At 39.7% G+C, this 18,399-nt stretch carries 15 protein-coding genes and 5 tRNA genes; 11 read left to right on the top strand and 9 right to left on the bottom strand.

The window, feature by feature from the left end; translation table 11 throughout:
- Positions 1-22: 22 nt before the first annotated feature.
- From trpCF to HC725_RS06595, 4 genes are read right to left on the bottom strand one after another with little or no spacing between them, the layout of a single operon-like run.
- Positions 23-1,474, bottom strand: coding sequence for a bifunctional indole-3-glycerol-phosphate synthase TrpC/phosphoribosylanthranilate isomerase TrpF (gene trpCF / locus HC725_RS06610; RefSeq protein ID WP_190331032.1), 1,452 nt, complete (start codon positions 1,472-1,474; stop codon positions 23-25).
- Between the two features lie 20 nt (positions 1,475-1,494).
- Positions 1,495-2,493 (bottom strand): anthranilate phosphoribosyltransferase, encoded by a 999-nt coding sequence (gene trpD / locus HC725_RS06605; protein ID WP_190331031.1) that lies wholly within the window; start codon positions 2,491-2,493, stop codon positions 1,495-1,497.
- A gap of 46 nt (positions 2,494-2,539) precedes the next feature.
- A complete protein-coding gene (locus HC725_RS06600; RefSeq protein WP_190331030.1) occupies positions 2,540-3,121 on the bottom strand; it encodes an aminodeoxychorismate/anthranilate synthase component II in 582 nt (193 codons plus the stop codon).
- 10 nt (positions 3,122-3,131) lie between these two features.
- Positions 3,132-4,754, bottom strand: coding sequence for an anthranilate synthase component 1 (locus HC725_RS06595; protein WP_190331029.1), 1,623 nt, complete (start codon positions 4,752-4,754; stop codon positions 3,132-3,134).
- Between the two features lie 380 nt (positions 4,755-5,134).
- On the opposite strand from HC725_RS06595, the gene rnm reads away from it, so the two are divergent.
- On the top strand, positions 5,135-6,019 hold the full coding sequence (gene rnm, locus HC725_RS06590; protein WP_190331028.1) for an RNase RNM: 885 nt from the start codon (positions 5,135-5,137) through the stop codon (positions 6,017-6,019).
- Positions 6,020-6,143: 124 nt separating this feature from the next.
- Positions 6,144-6,764 (top strand): L-threonylcarbamoyladenylate synthase, encoded by a 621-nt coding sequence (locus tag HC725_RS06585; RefSeq protein ID WP_190331027.1) that lies wholly within the window; start codon positions 6,144-6,146, stop codon positions 6,762-6,764.
- Positions 6,765-6,869: 105 nt separating this feature from the next.
- Here the strand turns inward: HC725_RS06585 and HC725_RS06580 are convergent, their stop codons facing one another.
- Entirely contained in the window at positions 6,870-7,559 is a 690-nt protein-coding gene (locus tag HC725_RS06580; RefSeq protein WP_190331026.1) for a DNA-3-methyladenine glycosylase I, read from the bottom strand.
- 338 nt (positions 7,560-7,897) lie between these two features.
- On the opposite strand from HC725_RS06580, the gene rluB reads away from it, so the two are divergent.
- A complete protein-coding gene (rluB, locus tag HC725_RS06575) occupies positions 7,898-8,911 on the top strand; it encodes a 23S rRNA pseudouridine(2605) synthase RluB (protein WP_190331025.1) in 1,014 nt (337 codons plus the stop codon).
- 113 nt (positions 8,912-9,024) lie between these two features.
- Here rluB and HC725_RS06570 read toward each other — a convergent pair whose 3' ends face one another.
- From HC725_RS06570 to HC725_RS06560, 3 genes are all read right to left on the bottom strand, one after another.
- Positions 9,025-9,345, bottom strand: a complete 321-nt coding sequence (locus HC725_RS06570) for an HI1450 family dsDNA-mimic protein (RefSeq protein ID WP_190331024.1) — start codon at positions 9,343-9,345, stop codon at positions 9,025-9,027.
- Positions 9,346-9,375: 30 nt separating this feature from the next.
- A complete protein-coding gene (efpL, locus tag HC725_RS06565) occupies positions 9,376-9,945 on the bottom strand; it encodes an elongation factor P-like protein EfpL (protein ID WP_190331023.1) in 570 nt (189 codons plus the stop codon).
- A gap of 145 nt (positions 9,946-10,090) precedes the next feature.
- Complete coding sequence (locus HC725_RS06560) at positions 10,091-12,532, bottom strand: DNA polymerase II (protein WP_446751355.1); 2,442 nt, start codon at positions 12,530-12,532, stop codon at positions 10,091-10,093.
- 452 nt (positions 12,533-12,984) lie between these two features.
- Here HC725_RS06560 and uvrY point away from each other — a divergent pair, with 452 nt between their 5' ends.
- The 8 genes from uvrY (at position 12,985) to HC725_RS06520 (ending at position 16,974) form a co-directional block, all read left to right on the top strand.
- Positions 12,985-13,629 (top strand): UvrY/SirA/GacA family response regulator transcription factor, encoded by a 645-nt coding sequence (gene uvrY, locus HC725_RS06555; RefSeq protein WP_190331022.1) that lies wholly within the window; start codon positions 12,985-12,987, stop codon positions 13,627-13,629.
- Positions 13,629-15,491, top strand: a complete 1,863-nt coding sequence (gene uvrC, locus HC725_RS06550; protein WP_190331021.1) for an excinuclease ABC subunit UvrC — start codon at positions 13,629-13,631, stop codon at positions 15,489-15,491. The genes uvrY and uvrC overlap by 1 nt, the downstream gene beginning before the upstream one ends.
- 46 nt (positions 15,492-15,537) lie before the next feature.
- A complete protein-coding gene (pgsA, locus tag HC725_RS06545; RefSeq protein ID WP_190331020.1) occupies positions 15,538-16,104 on the top strand; it encodes a CDP-diacylglycerol--glycerol-3-phosphate 3-phosphatidyltransferase in 567 nt (188 codons plus the stop codon).
- 262 nt (positions 16,105-16,366) lie between these two features.
- Positions 16,367-16,440 (top strand) — tRNA-Cys (locus tag HC725_RS06540).
- Between the two features lie 19 nt (positions 16,441-16,459).
- A tRNA-Gly gene (locus HC725_RS06535) sits at positions 16,460-16,535 on the top strand.
- 93 nt (positions 16,536-16,628) lie between these two features.
- A tRNA-Leu gene (locus HC725_RS06530) sits at positions 16,629-16,715 on the top strand.
- A 29-nt stretch (positions 16,716-16,744) separates the two neighbouring features.
- A tRNA-Gly gene (locus HC725_RS06525) sits at positions 16,745-16,820 on the top strand.
- An 80-nt stretch (positions 16,821-16,900) separates the two neighbouring features.
- Positions 16,901-16,974: transfer RNA gene (locus tag HC725_RS06520), tRNA-Cys, on the top strand.
- A gap of 260 nt (positions 16,975-17,234) precedes the next feature.
- Here the strand turns inward: HC725_RS06520 and HC725_RS06515 are convergent.
- Entirely contained in the window at positions 17,235-18,218 is a 984-nt protein-coding gene (locus HC725_RS06515; RefSeq protein ID WP_190331019.1) for an AraC family transcriptional regulator ligand-binding domain-containing protein, read from the bottom strand.
- Between the last annotated feature and the right edge of the window lie 181 nt (positions 18,219-18,399).

Genomic DNA, 18,399 nt, shown 5'->3' with positions numbered 1-18,399 from the left:
ATGATATCAATCGCTAAATAATCTAATAATTTCTTAATGCTTTAAACGCAGCGTCTAATTTGGCTGGATCTTTCTTACCCGGTTCGAATTCGACTCCTGAGTTTAAATCCAATCCAATGCAACCGAGCTGTCCGGCTTCTACAATATTATCTGGAGAAAGGCCGCCAGCGAGCATAATACGGGCTCGGTGGCTGGTGGATGTTTCACCTGTACCTGTCTGTGAATATTCTTCTAGTAGATCCCAATCAAAACTCATTCCTGTTCCTCCGGATTGATTCCCTACTTGAGTATCGAGTAAATGTTTATCGACATGCTTTTCAAGTAGGGTGGGTAGCGTATTACTCACGCCATAAGCTTTCCAGATTTTGATGCTTTTTGGCAATAAAGAACGCAATTTAGTTATGTCGGCTTGTGTTTCATTACCGTGTAATTGCACCGCGGCCAAACCTAACTGATTCGCTATTTGAGCAATTTCATCGAGAGTATGACTTTGCAATGATTTATTTTTAACTAGTTGATTTTTCAACGAGCCAAGATTTTGAAATACACCTACATAATGAAGAGGAGCACCGCTCATGATTAAACGTGCAGTTTCAATATCGACGCAACGTTTAGAGTTTTTAACAAAAATAAGTCCGCCATAAACACTACCAGCTTGATAAGCGCGGTTAGCATCATCAGGATGAGTTAGACCACAAACTTTATTTTCACCCAACAACACACGGCGTACAGCCAGTTCTAAATTGTCTTCTGACATTAACGAACTACCAATTAAAAATCCATTGGCATAGTGCGATAATTCTTTCACTTGTTGGTGGTTATGAATACCCGATTCTGAAATGACAATGGTGCCTTTAGGTAAGCGAGGAGCTAATTCTTTGGTTCGTTCAAGTGTGATGGATAAATCACGCAAGTTACGATTATTAATTCCAACGACTGGCGCTTTTAATTCAATAGCTCGTTCTAGCTCTTCTTCATTACTGATTTCGGTCAGATAACCAAGGTTTAAGCTAGCGGCTACGTTGGCAAGGTGTCGATATTCATCATCATTGAGCACTGAAAGCATCAGTAAAATTGCATCAGCTTGATAATGACGAGCTAAATAAACTTGGTATTCGTCAATCATGAAATCTTTGCAGATCACAGGCTGTGTCACTTGATTACGTACTTGAGGGATAAACTCAAAATCCCCTTGGAAATATTTACTATCTGTAAGAACTGAAATTGCGCTGGCATGATTTGCATATACTGAGGCAATGTAATCAAGGTCAAAATCATCACGGATCAAACCTTTAGACGGTGAGGCTTTCTTACACTCTAAAATAAACTCAGTTTTACCTGTGTTTAAGGCATCGAAAAAACTACGATCACTGGGTATTAATTGTTGTTTAAAACTTTCAAGAGGCTGTTGTATTTTACGTTCTTCGACCCAAAGTCGTTTGTCGGCCACTATTTGTGCTAATACGGTTTCCATTATCAATCCTTTTAAATCTGCTAACCGCGAGAGGCAAGTTGGGTCACAAGTTGATACGCTTTACCTGAACTCATTGCCTCAATCGCTTGTTGAGTATTGGCTTTTAAATCTTCTTGACCAAATAAACGTAATAATAAGGCTACGTTAACTGCGACGGCAGAAACTTGTGCTTCAGTGCCTTTTCCATTCAATATTTTGGTGATGATGTCGCGATTTTCAGCTGGTTCTCCACCTTTAATTGCCTCTAGTGGGTACGCTTGTACTCCAAAATCTTCAGGCGTTAAAGTGTATTCAATAATTTCACCGTTGATGATTTCATTGACTAAGGTTGAGCCATGAATCGCCACTTCATCTAAACCGCTGCCGTGAACGACGGCCGCGCGCTTTAATCCCATTTGTGCCAAGGTCTTGGCAATAGGGCGAACCAATGACTCATCATAAACACCCATTAATTGTATATTAGGGCGAGCTGGATTAATTAAAGGGCCAAGTAGATTAAATATGGTGCGAGTTTTCATTGCTTGACGAACCGGCATTGCGTGGCGAACACCGCCGTGATACTGGGGTGCGAATAAGAATGCGACGCCAATTTCATCGATTGCCGTTTTGGTGTCTTCTGGGCTCATCGCGAGATTGATGCCAAATGAATCAAGAAGATCGGACGAACCAGATTTGCTGGATACACCGCGGTTGCCATGTTTTGCTATTCTTACGCCACAAGCAGCAGCAACAAATGCTGCAGTGGTCGAAATATTTATGGTATTCGAGCCATCGCCGCCGGTACCGACGATATCGGCAAAGTCACCTTCAATGGTTGGGAAGAAAGATGCATTCGCTAATAGCGCATTGGCAGCTCCTGTGATTTCTTCCGAGGTTTCACCTTTAATTTTCAATGCCGTTAATACCGAGCCGAGTAAAATCGGATCCATTTCACCTTTAATGATGCTATCGAATAATTGATGGCTTTCGTTTTCAGTTAAATTAGTTTGCGCGTATAACTTATTGATAATGTCTTGCATAACGTTGTCCTTGAATTTTTTATTTAGCGCTCATCGATTATTATTTTTATTTTTCGAGCGCCCAGTTGATGGTGTTCTCTAGCAAGGTGGCTCCATACGTTGTCATTATGGATTCTGGATGAAATTGAAAACCACACACTTTATGGTTTTCTTCGACCACGGACATGACCAAGCCATTTACTGCTGATGTTACCGTCAATTGTTCACTGACATGTGTTGCAACCAATGAATGGTAACGTGCGATAGCAAAAGGAGATGGCAAGCCTTGGTACGTTGGATGATTGTCATGCACCATCATTGACACTTTCCCATGAATGATTTCACCCGCGCCAGCAACCGTACCGCCATAAGCTTCAACAATAGCTTGATGCCCTAAGCAAATACCAATCATTGGTACTTTACCTTTTAAAAGCTGGATAAGATCTGGCATACAACCAGCTTTACTTGGTTCACCAGGGCCAGGGGATAGCACCACAATAGGGTTATCAAGTTCGTTTATTGCTATTTCAATAGTTTTAGCTGCGATGTTGTTTCTATAAATAGTGACACTGTGACCTAAGCTGCGGAATTGATCCACAAGGTTATAGGTGAATGAGTCAAAATTATCGACAAATATGATATTAGCCATTCTAGTCACCTTACCCTTGATTGGTTTTATTAATAGGAGATTGATGTGCAGCTTGAATAGCACTAATACAGGCTTGCGCTTTACCGCGAGTTTCATCTGCTTCTGATTGTGGTTCAGAATCAAAGACAACACCTGCGCCTGCTTGAACGGTAGCAATACCATTTTCGACATAGGCCGAACGGATCACGATACAAGTATCTAAGTCGCCTTCGCCCGTTAAGTAACCGACAGCACCGCCATAAGTACCACGTCGCTGTTTCTCAACATCTCTAATCAATTGCATTGCACGAATCTTAGGAGCGCCAGTTAATGTGCCCATATTCATTGTGGCCTGGTAAGCGTGTAGGGCATCTAAATCATGGCGCAGTTCACCCACAACTCGTGAAACTAAATGCATAACGTGGCTGTAGCGGTCAACTTTCAGTAAATCTGCGACATGGCGAGATCCTGCTGTGGAAATTCTCGCCACATCATTACGAGCTAAATCGACTAGCATCATATGTTCAGCATTTTCTTTTGTGTCGCTGCGAAGCTCTAATTCAATGCGGCTGTCTAAATCAAAGTTGATACTGCCATCGGTATTTTTTCCTCGGCGGCGCGTTCCGGCAATCGGGTAAATCTCGACTTGCTCGGTTTGAGCATCATATTTAAGTGCGCTTTCCGGTGATGCGCCAAATAATGTAAACAATTCATCTTTCATGTAAAACATGTATGGGCTTGGATTACTGTATTTGAGTGCTTTATATGCGGCTAAAGGTGATGGACACGGAAGCGTAAAGCGTCGAGAGGGAACAACTTGGAAAACATCGCCTTTAATGACATTTTGTTTCAAAGTTTGGACAATTTGGCAAAAATCTGCGTCGCTGATGTTTGTGTTAACGGACATATCTTCAACAACCGTAGCGGCTGGCAGTGGTGCCACATCAGTACAATGCTCACTGATGTCGTGTAATCGTTGTTGCAATTGTTCTTTCGTCGCTTGGTTTGCATTAAAAGCACTGGCCTGCACATGACATTGTTTTGTTTGATGATCAAATACCATCAGTGTTTCTGCGACATAAAATACATAATCTGGACAATTATCAATGCTTTTCACATCACCTAATGATTCAAAGTTTGCGACTAAATCGTAGGCAAATAATCCACCGATAAAAATAGCATGCTTATCTTTACCTTCTATATCAAAACTGTGCTGGATAAGACGAAGAGCATCAAAGCTAGACGCTTCACGTAAACGGCTATCTTCATCTAATAATTCATTGGGTGCTAAGAATGTCAGCTCAATTTGGTTATCACTTATTTGCGTTAATATTTGTGAGTTAATATTACTTTTGATTGCCTGAAGAAGTTGTTGACCATTATTAGTTTTGGCTGTCAGAGTAACTTGGTGTCCCCGACATTCAATACGAACGGCGGCATCAACTAATAATAAACTTTTTAAATTTTCTTTTGAGCTGATCTCTGCACTTTCAAGTAATAGGCTGTTTTGAGTATCTTGTTCTTGATGTGCATTGACACACAACGCATTGAAAACTTGAGTAGGATCGTCAAGATAAGGGGTTTCTAGTTGAAACACATCAATTGCGTGTTTTTTTTCTATCATTGAATTATGGATTTGCGCAGCCTTATTCATAAGACGTCCTTTAAACTTAAATTATCATTCCGTTTGTTTTCATTCTGTTATAAAACGATTTGTATAAAAATGAAAACGTTTAATTGGGGTTTCTTATATGAAGATATTAAAAAAACCGCATTAAGAGCGGGCTTTACATCCTAATGATGAAAATCACACACCCGCTATGATGAGATCAAGTGCCAAGCAAGCCAACGAGTGAGTAAAGTCGATAAGGAAACCACATAAAGCGGTTCTTTATGGTAACGATGAATGTTAGAATCTTGTGATGATGGAAACATAAACCAAACCTCCGAAATTGATCTTGAAAACTTATGTACTAGTAAACTAGTTTATTGTTTTTAGGTCAAGCCTTTTTTCGATTAAATTGAGTACCTTTGATGCGAATAGATTTGCATAGCCATACAACTTGTTCTGATGGGCGTTTTTCTACTGTGCAATTACTGGATCGCGCTGTCGAGTTCAATATTGATGTGTTGGCGATCACCGACCATGACAGTGTGGATGCTATTAGTGAAGCTAAACAATATATTAAATCGCAATCATTACCGGTGCATCTGATCAATGGGATTGAGTTTTCGACGGTTTGGCAAAATAAAGATATCCACATTGTTGGACTCAATATTGATATTGATAATGCAGAGTTACAACAATTAATTAAAGAACAAAAACAGCGTCGAATTACACGTTCAGAGTTGATAGCCGAACGTTTGGCGAAGCATACGCGTGAAGGTGTTTTAGACGAAGTAAAAGCGATTGCCGGTGATGCCTCTATTACGCGAGCCCATTTTGCTAAATGGTTAGTGGATAATGGCTATGCCAAAACGATGCAGATGGTTTTTAAAAAATATCTTACCCGCAATAACCCTGGTTATGTACCGCCTTCATGGTGCTCAATGAGTGATGCTGTCAATGCTATTCATGCTGCAGGTGGTGAAGCGGTTTTGGCTCATCCAGCGCGGTATCAATTGACAGCAAAATGGTTAAAGCGTTTACTTGCTGCATTCGTAGAAGCCGGTGGCGATGCAATGGAAGTTGCTCAACCGCAGCAAGCACCGCAAGAACGCCGTACTTTGGCAGATTATGCAATAGAATATAATCTATTAGCCTCACAAGGTTCGGATTTTCACTATCCTTCTCCGTGGATGGAGCTAGGCCGAAATTTATGGTTACCTGCAGGTGTTGAGCCTGTTTGGAAGGATTGGCAATCAATCGCACATATACCAATTTCTGGCGGTTATTCGACAGAAGAAGCCTCTCTTTAGCGTGAAGGTTAATTCGATTAAAGCCCAATTAATTTACAGTTATAGCTAGGCGATAAACATTATAAACAACGCTATAATTCAATTAAATAGGGTAGGTCAATCATAGACTCAGTTAGGAGTAGTAATGAGCCAATTTTTTTATTTACACCCAGAAAACCCTCAAGCCCGCTTAATCAATCAAGCTGTCGCCATTATTCGTAATGGTGGCGTTATCGTTTATCCAACCGATTCAGGTTATGCGTTAGGTTGTCAGCTTGAAAACAAAAATGCTTTAGAGCGTATTTGTCATATTCGTAAGCTGGATGATAAGCACAACTTCACTTTGCTGTGCCGCGATTTGTCGGAGCTTTCTTTGTATGCCCGAATTGATAATACAGCATTTCGTTTATTGAAAAACAATACGCCAGGGGCCTATACCTTTATATTTAAAGGGACTAAGGAAGTGCCACGTCGTTTGATGAATGCAAAGCGAAAAACCATTGGTATTCGTGTTCCGGATAATAAAATTGCATTGGATTTACTTGAAGCGCTAGGCGAACCTTTAATGTCAACGACCTTGATATTACCGGGTAATGATTACGCAGAATCCGACCCAGAAGATATTCGCGATAAATTAGAACATTCCGTTGATTTGATCATGAATGGCGGCTTTTTAGGTGAACAACCAACGACAGTTATCGATTTTAGCGATGATGAGATGGTGGTGGTTCGCCGAGGTGCTGGTGATCCAACTCCGTTTGAATAATAAACACTAGATCTTGTATTGAAAGTCATAAACAAACCCCACTATAAATTACTTGGTATAAGCAATTTATAGTGGGGTTTTTATATTGTTCATTGGTAGACGGTGTTAAAGCACCTGATTATCACCACAACTAAAAGCAATTATTTGGCTTATTTCCGATTGGCTGCGTCCAGATTGTTGTTGCCAGTAATTGAACGTTTTTTGCGCGGCTTGCATAGCTCGTTTTGTTCCACGACCGCTATCTATTACACCTATATTTCGTAAATGAGATTCGACATCAGACGATAAAATAAAGGTATCAACACCCATTTGACGTAAGGTATAAGGCCCAGTATTGCCGCCTAACCGACTGCCGTTTTTCTTCAGATACTCCCACAAGCCGATTATATTATCGGTCGGCCAATTCGCTACCATGTGTGAGAAAGACGGGTAATCATATTGAGCTGAGTGGATCATTTGAGCATTGGTTGGAATCGACTTCACTTTGGTCAAATGTCTGATAATGCTTGGATCTTGTGCTTTTTGCTCCCAGATTTCTTCCGGTAACATCATTAGTGGTTCAAGCTTGAAATTGAAAAATAGCTGTTCGAAATTAGGCCATTTATTTCTCACTACCTGCCAAGAAATTCCACACTGAAACACTTTCATGGTAAATGCGGCTAACCAACGATCGTCAGTAATTCGTTGTAATTCTGATGAGGGAAGAGGTTTACTGAGGAGTAATTCTAAATCTTGCTTTCCGCCTTTACGTTCAGCGGCTCGTTGATAAATAGCATCAAAATGTTCAATGGTCATAAATAGCATGTGGTTAGGAGTTGAACCGTGAGAATAACAAAATAAAGTAAGTAAAGGTAATGTGGTCTGATTTTATGTCGTAAAATTAATGTCAGTATGGATCAAGTTTTTCAACTATATTGAATTATCAGACTAGCGAGTATTTGGTGGAAAATCATTCTTTCTATGAGAGGTTTGATGTATACTCTGCTGCCTTTTCTTCAAGCTCAAGTATTATATTTTTGTGCTTAGGTAATAAAGAAGAGCAAAAATATTTTTAATTTATTGTTTTTATAAGACTAGTGTCTTTTATTAAACAATAAAGACGGCTGTGAAGTCGACAAACAAAAGGTCAATCAATGAACGAAAAGTTACAGAAGATTTTAGCCCGTGCAGGGCATGGCTCTCGTCGTGAACTAGAAACGATGATCCAAGCGGGTCGAGTGAGCTTAAATGGTCAAGTTGCAAAACTGGGTGATCGCCTAGAAGATGATAATGCACTTGTTCGCATTGATGGTCATAAGGTTTCAATAAAAGACTCTGAAGACGTTATTTGCCGCGTATTAGCTTACAACAAACCTGAAGGTGAGCTGTGTACACGTCACGATCCTGAAGGTCGCCGTACGGTATTTGACCGCCTACCAAAAATTAAAGATTCTCGTTGGGTATCTGTTGGTCGTTTGGATGCAAATACTGGCGGTTTATTACTATTTACGACAGATGGTGAGTTAGCCAACCGTTTGATGCACCCAAGCCGTGAAGTTGAACGTGAATATCTCGTTCGTGTTTTTGGTGAAGTAAACGAAGAAATGATCCGCAATGTAACTAGCGGCGTAGAGCTTGAAGACGGCATGGCACGTTTTGAAGATGTTGTTTACGCTGGTGGTGAAGGAATGAACCACACCTTTTACGTTATGATCACAGAAGGTCGTAACCGTGAAGTTCGTCGTTTATGGGAATCACAAGGTGTTACCGTTAGCCGACTAAAACGTGTTCGTTATGGTGATATCTTCTTAGAAAAAGCATTACCTCGTGGCGGTTGGGTGGAGCTTGAACTGAAAGAAGTTAACTATTTGCGTGAAATGGTTGAATTAAAACCTGAACGCGAAACGTTGATAGATCCAGATCTTCATTCTCGTAAACGCGATCGCTCTCGTGGACAGAAAATTCGTCGTGCCGTTAAACGTCATGAAGAAAGAGTATCTACACCAAAAGGCCGTACTCGTTCAGCGACTCGTGGTAATGTTGCGACTAAAGGCACCACGACCAATAAAGTCAACAATGGTGAAGCTGTTGGTGGTCGCGATGGTAAGCAAAAACAACGTCGCGTTAATACTGGCTTGCCTAAGCCGAAATCAAGAACAAGAATCTAGACGACTAGGTTAAGCTTCTAAAGCTAATAAAAATGCCGAATTCAGTGAATGAATTCGGCATTTTTCGTTTGAGCCTGGTTTAAAAAACCATCCGTTTATTTATATGAAGACGATTAATCACGTTTCCATAAAATATGGCAGAATTTATTATCTTCATCTCGGCTAATTAACATACGAGCAAATACATCATCGAGTGCATCATCTGCTTCATTAACTAAGCCAATTTTGACTTCAGCATAAGCCTCTTTATCAACATCAAAGCCAACATGTTGTGACCAATCATCACCAGTTTCTACTGCTTCTGCGGCACCGCGGTCTTCAAACTGAGCTGTGAATAAAATTACATCTACGGCTTCTAGGTTATCTGGTGCCATTTCAAGAAAAATGTCATACGCGACATCGATAGCATCATCGAGAGAGATTAAATTGGTCATAATGTCCTAATGTTTTTTAAAAATGAAGGGTTAGTCTGCACGGCTCATAAACTTGCGTTCAACTGTGTTAACTTTAACTTTATCACCATTGGCAATATATTCAGGCACTTGTACAACTAGACCTGTTGTTAATGTTGCTGGCTTAGTACGTGCACTGGCTGAAGCGCCTTTGATAGAAGGTGAGGTTTCAACAATCACAAGATCTACGCTGGTTGGTAATTCAATGGCGATTGGCTTGTCATTTACAATTAAAACGCTAAGACCTTGTGTATCTTCGTTAAAAAATAACGTTTCGTCTTCAATGGTTTCTTTATTGAAGTGGTATGGCGTGTAGTCTTCATTGTCCATGAAAATGTACTCGTTACCATCAACGTAAGAGAACATAACACTGCGGCGACTGAAGTCGGCTAATGTTAGGATTTCATCGGCTTTAAAACTTTCATCGGCTTTAGCGCCTGTGGCGACATTGTACATGCGCATACGGTACAAGCTTGCACCAGCACGACCACTTGGTGTTAACTTGCTTACTTCACGAACGGAATACACTTGACCATTCATTTCAACAACAGCATTTTTCTTAATTTCACTAGCTTTAGGCATGATTGCTTCCTAATTAATTTTTAATCACAGCGGTTTTTTATAATGAAAGCGCAATGATGTGTTAAATAACGAGCAGAAAATATCACGATCTGAACAGAACGACAAAGAAAAGTAATGGCTAGAATCGAAGTGTTTATCCGTTTGCTCAAAATAATCCAATTTGTGGGGCTATGATCGATTCAAAGTCTAGTCCAATGAAGGGTAAAATAGCGTCAGCAATGGGCTTTAACTGCTTATCGATATAGTGTTGATAATCAATAGGACTGGATAGATAATCTTTTGGTTCCGGACCATTTACGGTAAATAAATATTGAATACGGCCTTTGTTTTGATACTGCAAGGGTCTTCCTTTGCGAGCGTTGTGCTCATCGGCGAGTCTAGCGGCTCTAACTTGTGGTGGAATATTCTTTTGGTATTCATTTAACTTGCGCCGTAAACGTTTTTGATACACAAGATCTTCGTCAAAATTTCCCTCCCAAGTATCTTCAACATATTGACGAATATAGGCTCGAGGATCTTGGTCATGAAAAACCATGTGGTACAATTTTTGCTGAAAATGATGGGAGAGCGGAGTCCAGTCGGTGCGGGCACTTTCTAGACCTTTAAATATCATTCTTTCTACGCCGTCTTTATTAATTAAGCCGCAATAACGTTTTTTAGACCCCGTTTCAGAGCCGCGAATTGTTGGCATTAAAAAACGTTGATAATGGGTTTCATATTCAAGTTCTAATGCAGATATTAAATTGAATTCTTTTTGAATATGCTGCTGCCACCAAATATTTATTTTTCTGATCAAATCTTGACCAATGCTGTCGGCTTGCATTTGGTTATGCGGCTCAATTAAAGAAACAAATAAGGAATCAGTATCCCCATAGATAACTTGATAACCTTGTTCCTCAATTAATATGCGGGTTTGTTTCATGATTTCATGCCCGCGCATTGTAATGGATGAAGCAAGACGAGTATCAAAAAAACGGCAACCAGAAGATCCCAGAACGCCATAAAATGAATTCATGATGATTTTTATCGCTTGAGAAAAAGCAGCTTCATTATTTTTTTTTGCAATATCCCTTGCTTGCCATAATTGTTCTATCATTTTAGGCAGAAAGTGTTTCTCACGATGAAATTGCCCACCGCGGAATCCGGCAACGGCTTCATTGTCATTTTTTCCTATGGATTGCTGTAAACCTTCAACTAACCCTAGTGGATCAATGAGAAATGTCCGAATAATAGCGGGGTATAGAGATTTAAAATCAAGAACTAAAACTGAATGGTACAAGCCGGGATCGGAATCCATTACATATCCACCAGGGCTTGCTAACCAGTTCTCTGATTGTAAATTAGGTGCGATATAACCAGCACGATGTAGTTGTGGTAAATATAGATTGGTAAATGCGGCGACAGAACCGCCAATACGGTCAAGTTCAACACCAGTGAGTTGGGTTCTCTCAATTGAAAATTGTAATAAATGTGTTTTTTCAAAGATGCGAGTGACTAGCTTACAATCTTGCAAGTTATATCGAGCTAGAGATATTTTATCTTCACGAAACTGACGATTAATTTCATCCATTCGATTAAATGGGTCATGAATGATTTTACCTTCACCGAGTAACTCTTGAGCCACTGATTCTAATGCCCAGGAGTTAAAATGATAAGTCGCCGTTTTTAACGTATCAATACCATCTAAGACCACTCGGCCAGGAATGGAGACAAAACCTTGTTGGGTATTAGTTGATTGGCGAAAATACAGATTTTGTCCACCACGAGCGATTGATAGTGGAATTTTATGCCATTGAGAGCGCTTATCGAGCAGACGAAAATCAAAATCAATAACATTCCAACCGATAATAATGTCAGGGTCAAAAGTGTTAAACCAGTTAATTAAAGCCTTTAGTAAACCTAGTTCATCATCTACCCATTCAATATAAAGTGATTTTTCAATCTCAGATGTTAAGGCTTGGGGATTGCCAATCATGATCACGCGGCTGTCGAGGATTGAATCTAACCCTACGGAATAAAGAATACCTTTTTCTGAACATTCAATATCTAACGACACGATACTCAAATTTGGTTTGTAATCGCTCGGTTTGCATTTTGCTTGAGCTATACTTTGATAATGTGGTTTTTGTGTTACTTGACCAATAAACTGCACGCCACCACGAATAAAACGCTCCATTAAATAGCGATCGGTAAGCCGAATGTCATCTTCAAGAGTCACAATGTCATGTTGATTTAAGCACTGTTTTGCTTGGAAAGAAGAGTGGCTATTTTCGCTATAACAAGCCAAAACTTGGCATTGTTCAAATGTTTTCAAATTCACTGACTTTATTTGTAGTGCTAATCGGTGAGCATGATTGAGCTGAGAGACTTTCTCTTTGTCTTGTTCGGAAATAAAAAAAACGGGTTGTTCACCATTAATCAATAGCTGTACGGGGCCTGAGTCTGTAGATACCCATAGTTCGATAAGAGATTGTCCCGATTTCATATGAGAAAATTGTGACTGTGCATGACTAGATCTTGATGGCACATAATTAGATCTCGAATGCCTATCTCTAGTTTGTCTGGTTAAAATAAAACCATGTTGTATAGGTGAATGCACAAAATGTTCCGAAACGATGAAGTTGGCGATAGGATATCAAATTAAAACGTTGATGAGTAAATATGAGTCATATCATAATTAATATGGATGATAGACACTCAAACTTGACGTATTATCAAAATTATTAACAATACAAAGGAATAGAGTTTTATCATTAATAACCATTTGAATTTTAAATGTATTAGTGTGGATGATGCTGTTTTTGGTCATGAGTTAAACTTTGAGGTTAAATAGAAAAGAACGGAGTTCAAATTTTTCCTTTAATCTCGAGATTAATAGTCATTTTTTAATGCTGAGTAGGATAGAATGATTTTGTGCTCAGTGAAGAGCTCGACTCAGCAGCATAGAAATTTAACAACGATGCTTAATAAACCGATGTTTAATCAATGATGATGGTTAGTAAAGCATGATGGCGATAATCCAAGCGTGGAGATACAAGAGTGATAAATGTTTTCCTTGTAGATGATCACGAACTGGTTCGCACAGGGATTCGACGTATTATTGAAGACGTCCGTGGAATGAAAGTAGTAGGGGAAGCTGACAGTGGTGAAGATTCTGTAAAATGGTGCCGTGCTAATCACGCGGATGTTATTTTAATGGATATGAATATGCCGGGCATTGGTGGCTTGGAAGCAACCAAAAAAATATTAAGATTTAATCCGGATATTAAAATTATTGTGTTGACGATTCATACTGAAAATCCTTTTCCAACCAAAGTTATGCAAGCGGGGGCTTCTGGTTATCTAACCAAAGGGGCTGCGCCAGATGAAATGGTTAATGCAATTCGTATGGTGCACAGCGGACAGCGCTATATTTCACCTGAGATCGCGCAACAGATGGCACTGAGCCAATTTTCCGCATCATCAGATAACCCTTTTAAAGAGCTGTCTGAGCGTGAATTACAAATCATGCTGATGATCACGAAAGGGCAAAAAGTCACGGATATTTCTGAGCAACTAAACTTAAGCCCAAAAACGGTGAACAGTTATCGTTATCGCTTATTTAGTAAGTTAGATATTGGTGGTGATGTTGAATTAACACATCTTGCGATCCGTTACGGAATGATCACTACCGAGACTCTATAGTGTCGGAGGGTTTTGATTCAGCAGCTTTTTTATCGACTGTTTCCGATCAGCCTGGTGTTTATCGCATGTATAACGCCATGGATGATGTTATCTATGTTGGTAAAGCTAAAAATTTAAATAAGCGCCTTTCAAGTTATTTTCGTAGAAATGTTGATAACGAAAAAACGAAGGCGCTTGTTAGTCATATCCAAAAAATTGATGTTACGGTTACTCATACTGAAACGGAAGCATTGATCCTCGAACACAATTATATCAAGCAATATTTACCTAAATATAATGTCTTGTTGAGAGATGATAAATCTTATCCCTATGTTCTAATTTCAAAACATAAGCACCCAAGACTTGCTTATCATCGTGGTGTAAAACGGCGAAAAGGTGAATATTTTGGCCCTTATCCTGATGCGGGGGCGGTACGGGAAACTTTGCACTTATTGCAAAAAATCATTCCGGTACGTCAATGTGAAGACAGCGTTTATGCAAATAGAACAAGGCCTTGTTTGATGTATCAAATTGATCGTTGTTCGGGGCCTTGTGTTGAAGGCTTAGTAAGCGATGAAGAATATGCCGAAAGTGTCAATTATGTTCGTCTTTTCTTACAGGGCAAAGATGACCAAGTACTTAATGCCTTGATCGCTAAAATGGAACAAGCAAGCCAAGCTTTACAATTTGAACAAGCCGCAAAATACCGAGATCAAATTCAAGCGATTCGCCGTGTACAAGAGCAACAATTCGTTTCAGACGACTCACTTGAAGATATGGATGTGATTGGATTTGCTAAAGAAAATGGTCTTGCCTGTGTTCACTTATTAATGATAAGGCAAGGGAAAGTGCTTGGCAGTCGCAGCCACTTCCCTAAAATTCCGGCTAATACTGATGATAAAGAAGTGTTTTCGAGTTTTTTAAGTCAATATTATTTAAGTCATAATGAAGCATCTACCATCCCAAATCGTATTACGATGAGTGGTGAATTGTTTGATAACACCTTGTTTGATGAGGCTTCTAGCTTACAAGAGGCCCTTGTCCAATTGTCGGGTCACAAGGTTCAGTTTCATACCAATCCTCGTGGAATACGTGAACGCTATCTTAAACTTTCCAATACTAATGCCTTAAGTGCTTTAACGGCGAAAATTAGTCATAAGATGACGGTTAACCAACGAGTAAAGGCATTAGAGAAAGAGTTTAAGTTACAACGTATTGAGCGTATGGAATGTTTTGATATTAGTCATACAATGGGAGAAAGCACGATTGCATCTTGTGTCGTGTTCAACCGAGAAGGGCCTGTTAAGCAAGATTATCGCCGTTATAATATTGAAGGTATTACAGGTGGTGATGATTATGCGGCTATGGCTCAGGTACTTGATAGACGTTATTCGAAACAGCAATATACCGATGTACACCAAATAGAAAAAATTCCTGATATTATTTTTATTGATGGTGGTAAAGGACAGCTAAATCGAGCTCATGATATTCTTCAACAATATTGGTCAGATTGGCCTAAAAGGCCCGAGTTGATTGGTATTGCAAAAGGTGTGACTCGAAAACCAGGTTTAGAAACATTAATAAAAGTGAATGGTGAAGAGTTTAATTTACCAAGTGACGCGCCTGCGCTGCATTTGATTCAACACATTCGAGATGAAAGTCATAATCATGCCATTAGTGGTCATCGAGCCAAACGAGGTAAAACCCGTAGAACGAGTAGTTTAGAAGGTATTGAAGGCGTTGGACCTAAACGCAGGCAAGCTTTGTTAAAATACATGGGTGGCATACAGGAATTAAAACGTGCAACTGTAGAAGAAATAAGCAAAGTCCCTGGGATCAGTAAATCTTTAGCAGAAATCATACATCAGGCATTGAAACCATAATGCTTTTAAAGCAACATTAACTTGTCCCCACCAAGAGTCCGTAATTATGCGATTTACGATACCTAATATTTTAACGTTACTTCGACTGGCCTTGATTCCAGTGTTCGTGGTTATTTTTTACCTTCCGTTTACTTGGGCGCCTTTTGCCGCCGCCATGGTTTTTTGGGTCGCAGGTTTTACTGATTGGTTAGATGGCGTATTAGCTCGTAAACTGGGTCAAACTTCTCGTTTTGGTGCTTTTCTTGATCCGGTAGCGGATAAAGTTATGGTAGCGGTAGCGCTTCTTCTCATTGCTGAGCACTACCACACTATTTGGATCACAATTCCCGCCGCGACTATGATTGCACGAGAAATTATCATTTCAGCATTACGAGAGTGGATGGCCGAAATAGGTAAACGTGCGAGTGTTGCTGTGTCTTGGATTGGCAAATGGAAAACGTTGAGCCAAATGTTTGCTCTGTGGGTATTGATATGGCGCTATGATGATTGGATGGTTTGGGTTGGTTATGCTGCGCTTTATATTGCAACAGCCTTAACATATTGGTCTATGATCCAATATCTTAAAGCAGCAAAGGGCGATCTACTCGCTGGTGAGCAAGACGAGAAAAAATAAGTCATTTATAAATACATTTTCAAATAAACGAGCCTTACCATTGTGTAAGGCTTTTTTATTTAAGGTTTTTTAATCTATAACATCACGTTTTTGCTAGAAATTTGACCAAATCAACGGTTTTTGATTATAAAGCATCCAAACGATTTAAAAATTTAAAAATAGTGTTGACGTGGTTGTCGGAATCCGTAAAATGCCACCCCGTACCCAAGAGGAACTCAACGCAAGTTTATATGGCAGTGTTGATGTTTTTTCTACAAGGTAAGGCGCCTTGGCAGAGTGGCTATGCAGCGGATTGCAAATCCGTGTACCTCGGTTCGACTCCGGGAGGCGCCTCCAATTATCTTATGATTACATTGCGACACTAGCTCAGCTGGTAGAGCGCGACCTTGCCAAGGTCGAGGTCACGAGTTCGAGCCTCGTGTGTCGCTCCAAAATTTGCGATATTAAGTTTATTTTTAGAAATGATTTGGTATCAGATGGTGTTCTAACTTTTCGGTTAGGTGCATCGCAATAAAGAATTGCGTGCCCTGGTGGTGGAATTGGTAGACACAAGGGATTTAAAATCCCTCGGCGTTCGCGCTGTGCCGGTTCAAGTCCGGCCCGGGGCACCATCTATTAAAGCCTGTAGTAATACAGCATCGCGACACTAGCTCAGCTGGTAGAGCGCAACCTTGCCAAGGTTGAGGTCACGAGTTCGAGCCTCGTGTGTCGCTCCAAATTAAAAAACCCTAACAGTAATGTTAGGGTTTTTTAATTTATAATATATAAGCAGCAGTACAGTATTTTTCAATTGAATGGCGCCTTGGCAGAGTGGCTATGCAGCGGATTGCAAATCCGTGTACCTCGGTTCGACTCCGGGAGGCGCCTCCAAATCCATAAAAAAAGACGTCTTGGGGCGTCTTTTTTTATGTCTAAAAGCCAGTGTTCATAAGGTGTTAGCATCGATCAATGGCTAAAAAAAGTATTCATTCATTAGAGCATCTCAACAGTATACAAGGCTCACTTCAATTGCATGTTCTCCTTTAACCAGCCAAACCTTAACTATTTTAGACGAAATGAATGCCATTAATGGACATGGGTCATGATTTCGAGTCTACTGCGATTATCAAAATGAAAGTGAAGTGGCAGCCTTAATTTATTGGCTCAGCAGTAGCTAGCTTTAATTGATTTTCCTCTCTCCATTGGGTTGGGTTTTTGTCATACCAACTTTTAAAGTTTCGACTAAATACTGCTAATTCAGAATAACCTAACTTAAGAGCAATCATCGTTAGGGATAAGTCTGGTTTTGCGAGTAACAAAAGTGCTTCTTTTTGGCGAACGTCTAATAACACTTGCCGAAAGCTAGTGCGATGTTCAGTAAGTAAGCGTTGCAGTTTTTTAGGATGGATATTCATACATAGTGCAATGTTACTTTTATTACAATCGCCTGTAGCAAGTAAGCTTTTAATTGTCTGCCGAATGAATTGACGCTGATTTAAACTATCCTTCGGTGTTAATACTAGGGACTGAGATAAAGGTTGCGGATAACTCCTTACAAAATTGGACGGTTTTTTCATCAATAGTTTTCGTGCAATAAAAATAGCATCTTCTTTGGCGTTAAAGGCAATCGTACAACCAATATGCTGCTCTATAGGTTTAACACTACACTTAGGAGAGTTTTGTTTGAGCTCCGCATGGTGCAACGTGGTTTTTTGCCCCAGTAATTCACTGAAAATGTTGAAATAAGCCGATAAGGAAAATTGGGCCTTTTGTGCAGTGAAGTAATCATGATTAAGATGATTAAATTGAATTCGACAAAATTCACCTTCGTTAGTAATGGCAAGCGTAAAGCCTTCTGCATACAAATGAATATATTTATTTAATACAAAAAGGGCGTCCAAAATAGTTTGTTGTTGGCAAATGTAGTTTTTTATTAAACTCATTTTATGGATGCTTTGATGTAACCCAAGCTCAAAGCAAACCGTATCGTTATTTGTCGTTCTTTGAGCCAGTTCTAAGGCTGTGATGAAATATTCATAATAAATAAAGCTGTCAGGGTCGTGTAATTGAGCGGGGGAAATTTGAGCGCTTCTAAGGAGCTCATCTGAATTATAGCCGTATTTTTCTACAACCACCTCATAACCTTCTAAGCAACTCGCACGAATAAAACAGCTCATATCGATGATTCTCTATAAATGTTGTGAACAAAAGGTAATAAATTATGTACGAGTGTCTCAAATAATCAAGTGAGTGTCTCCAAAAATCAAATATACTTGCGCAAAATCAACGAAAGTTCATTTTGTGCATATTTAAAAA

This window comes from Vibrio sp. S17_S38 (assembly GCF_014694375.1).
GTDB lineage: Bacteria > Pseudomonadota > Gammaproteobacteria > Enterobacterales > Vibrionaceae > Vibrio.
This window is presented reverse-complemented; position numbering and strand designations above follow the sequence as displayed.

Excerpts from the sequence above, each read along its gene's own strand:
- trpCF (WP_190331032.1), bottom strand. The coding sequence starts at position 1,474 with ATGGAAACCGTATTAGCACAAATAGTGGCCGACAAACGACTTTGGGTC.
- trpD (WP_190331031.1), bottom strand. The coding sequence starts at position 2,493 with ATGCAAGACATTATCAATAAGTTATACGCGCAAACTAATTTAACTGAA.
- HC725_RS06600 (WP_190331030.1), bottom strand. The coding sequence starts at position 3,121 with ATGGCTAATATCATATTTGTCGATAATTTTGACTCATTCACCTATAAC.
- HC725_RS06595 (WP_190331029.1), bottom strand. The coding sequence starts at position 4,754 with ATGAATAAGGCTGCGCAAATCCATAATTCAATGATAGAAAAAAAACAC.
- rnm (WP_190331028.1), top strand. The coding sequence starts at position 5,135 with ATGCGAATAGATTTGCATAGCCATACAACTTGTTCTGATGGGCGTTTT.
- HC725_RS06585 (WP_190331027.1), top strand. The coding sequence starts at position 6,144 with ATGAGCCAATTTTTTTATTTACACCCAGAAAACCCTCAAGCCCGCTTA.
- HC725_RS06580 (WP_190331026.1), bottom strand. The coding sequence starts at position 7,559 with ATGACCATTGAACATTTTGATGCTATTTATCAACGAGCCGCTGAACGT.
- rluB (WP_190331025.1), top strand. The coding sequence starts at position 7,898 with ATGAACGAAAAGTTACAGAAGATTTTAGCCCGTGCAGGGCATGGCTCT.
- HC725_RS06570 (WP_190331024.1), bottom strand. The coding sequence starts at position 9,345 with ATGACCAATTTAATCTCTCTCGATGATGCTATCGATGTCGCGTATGAC.
- efpL (WP_190331023.1), bottom strand. The coding sequence starts at position 9,945 with ATGCCTAAAGCTAGTGAAATTAAGAAAAATGCTGTTGTTGAAATGAAT.
- pgsA (WP_190331020.1), top strand. The coding sequence starts at position 15,538 with ATGCGATTTACGATACCTAATATTTTAACGTTACTTCGACTGGCCTTG.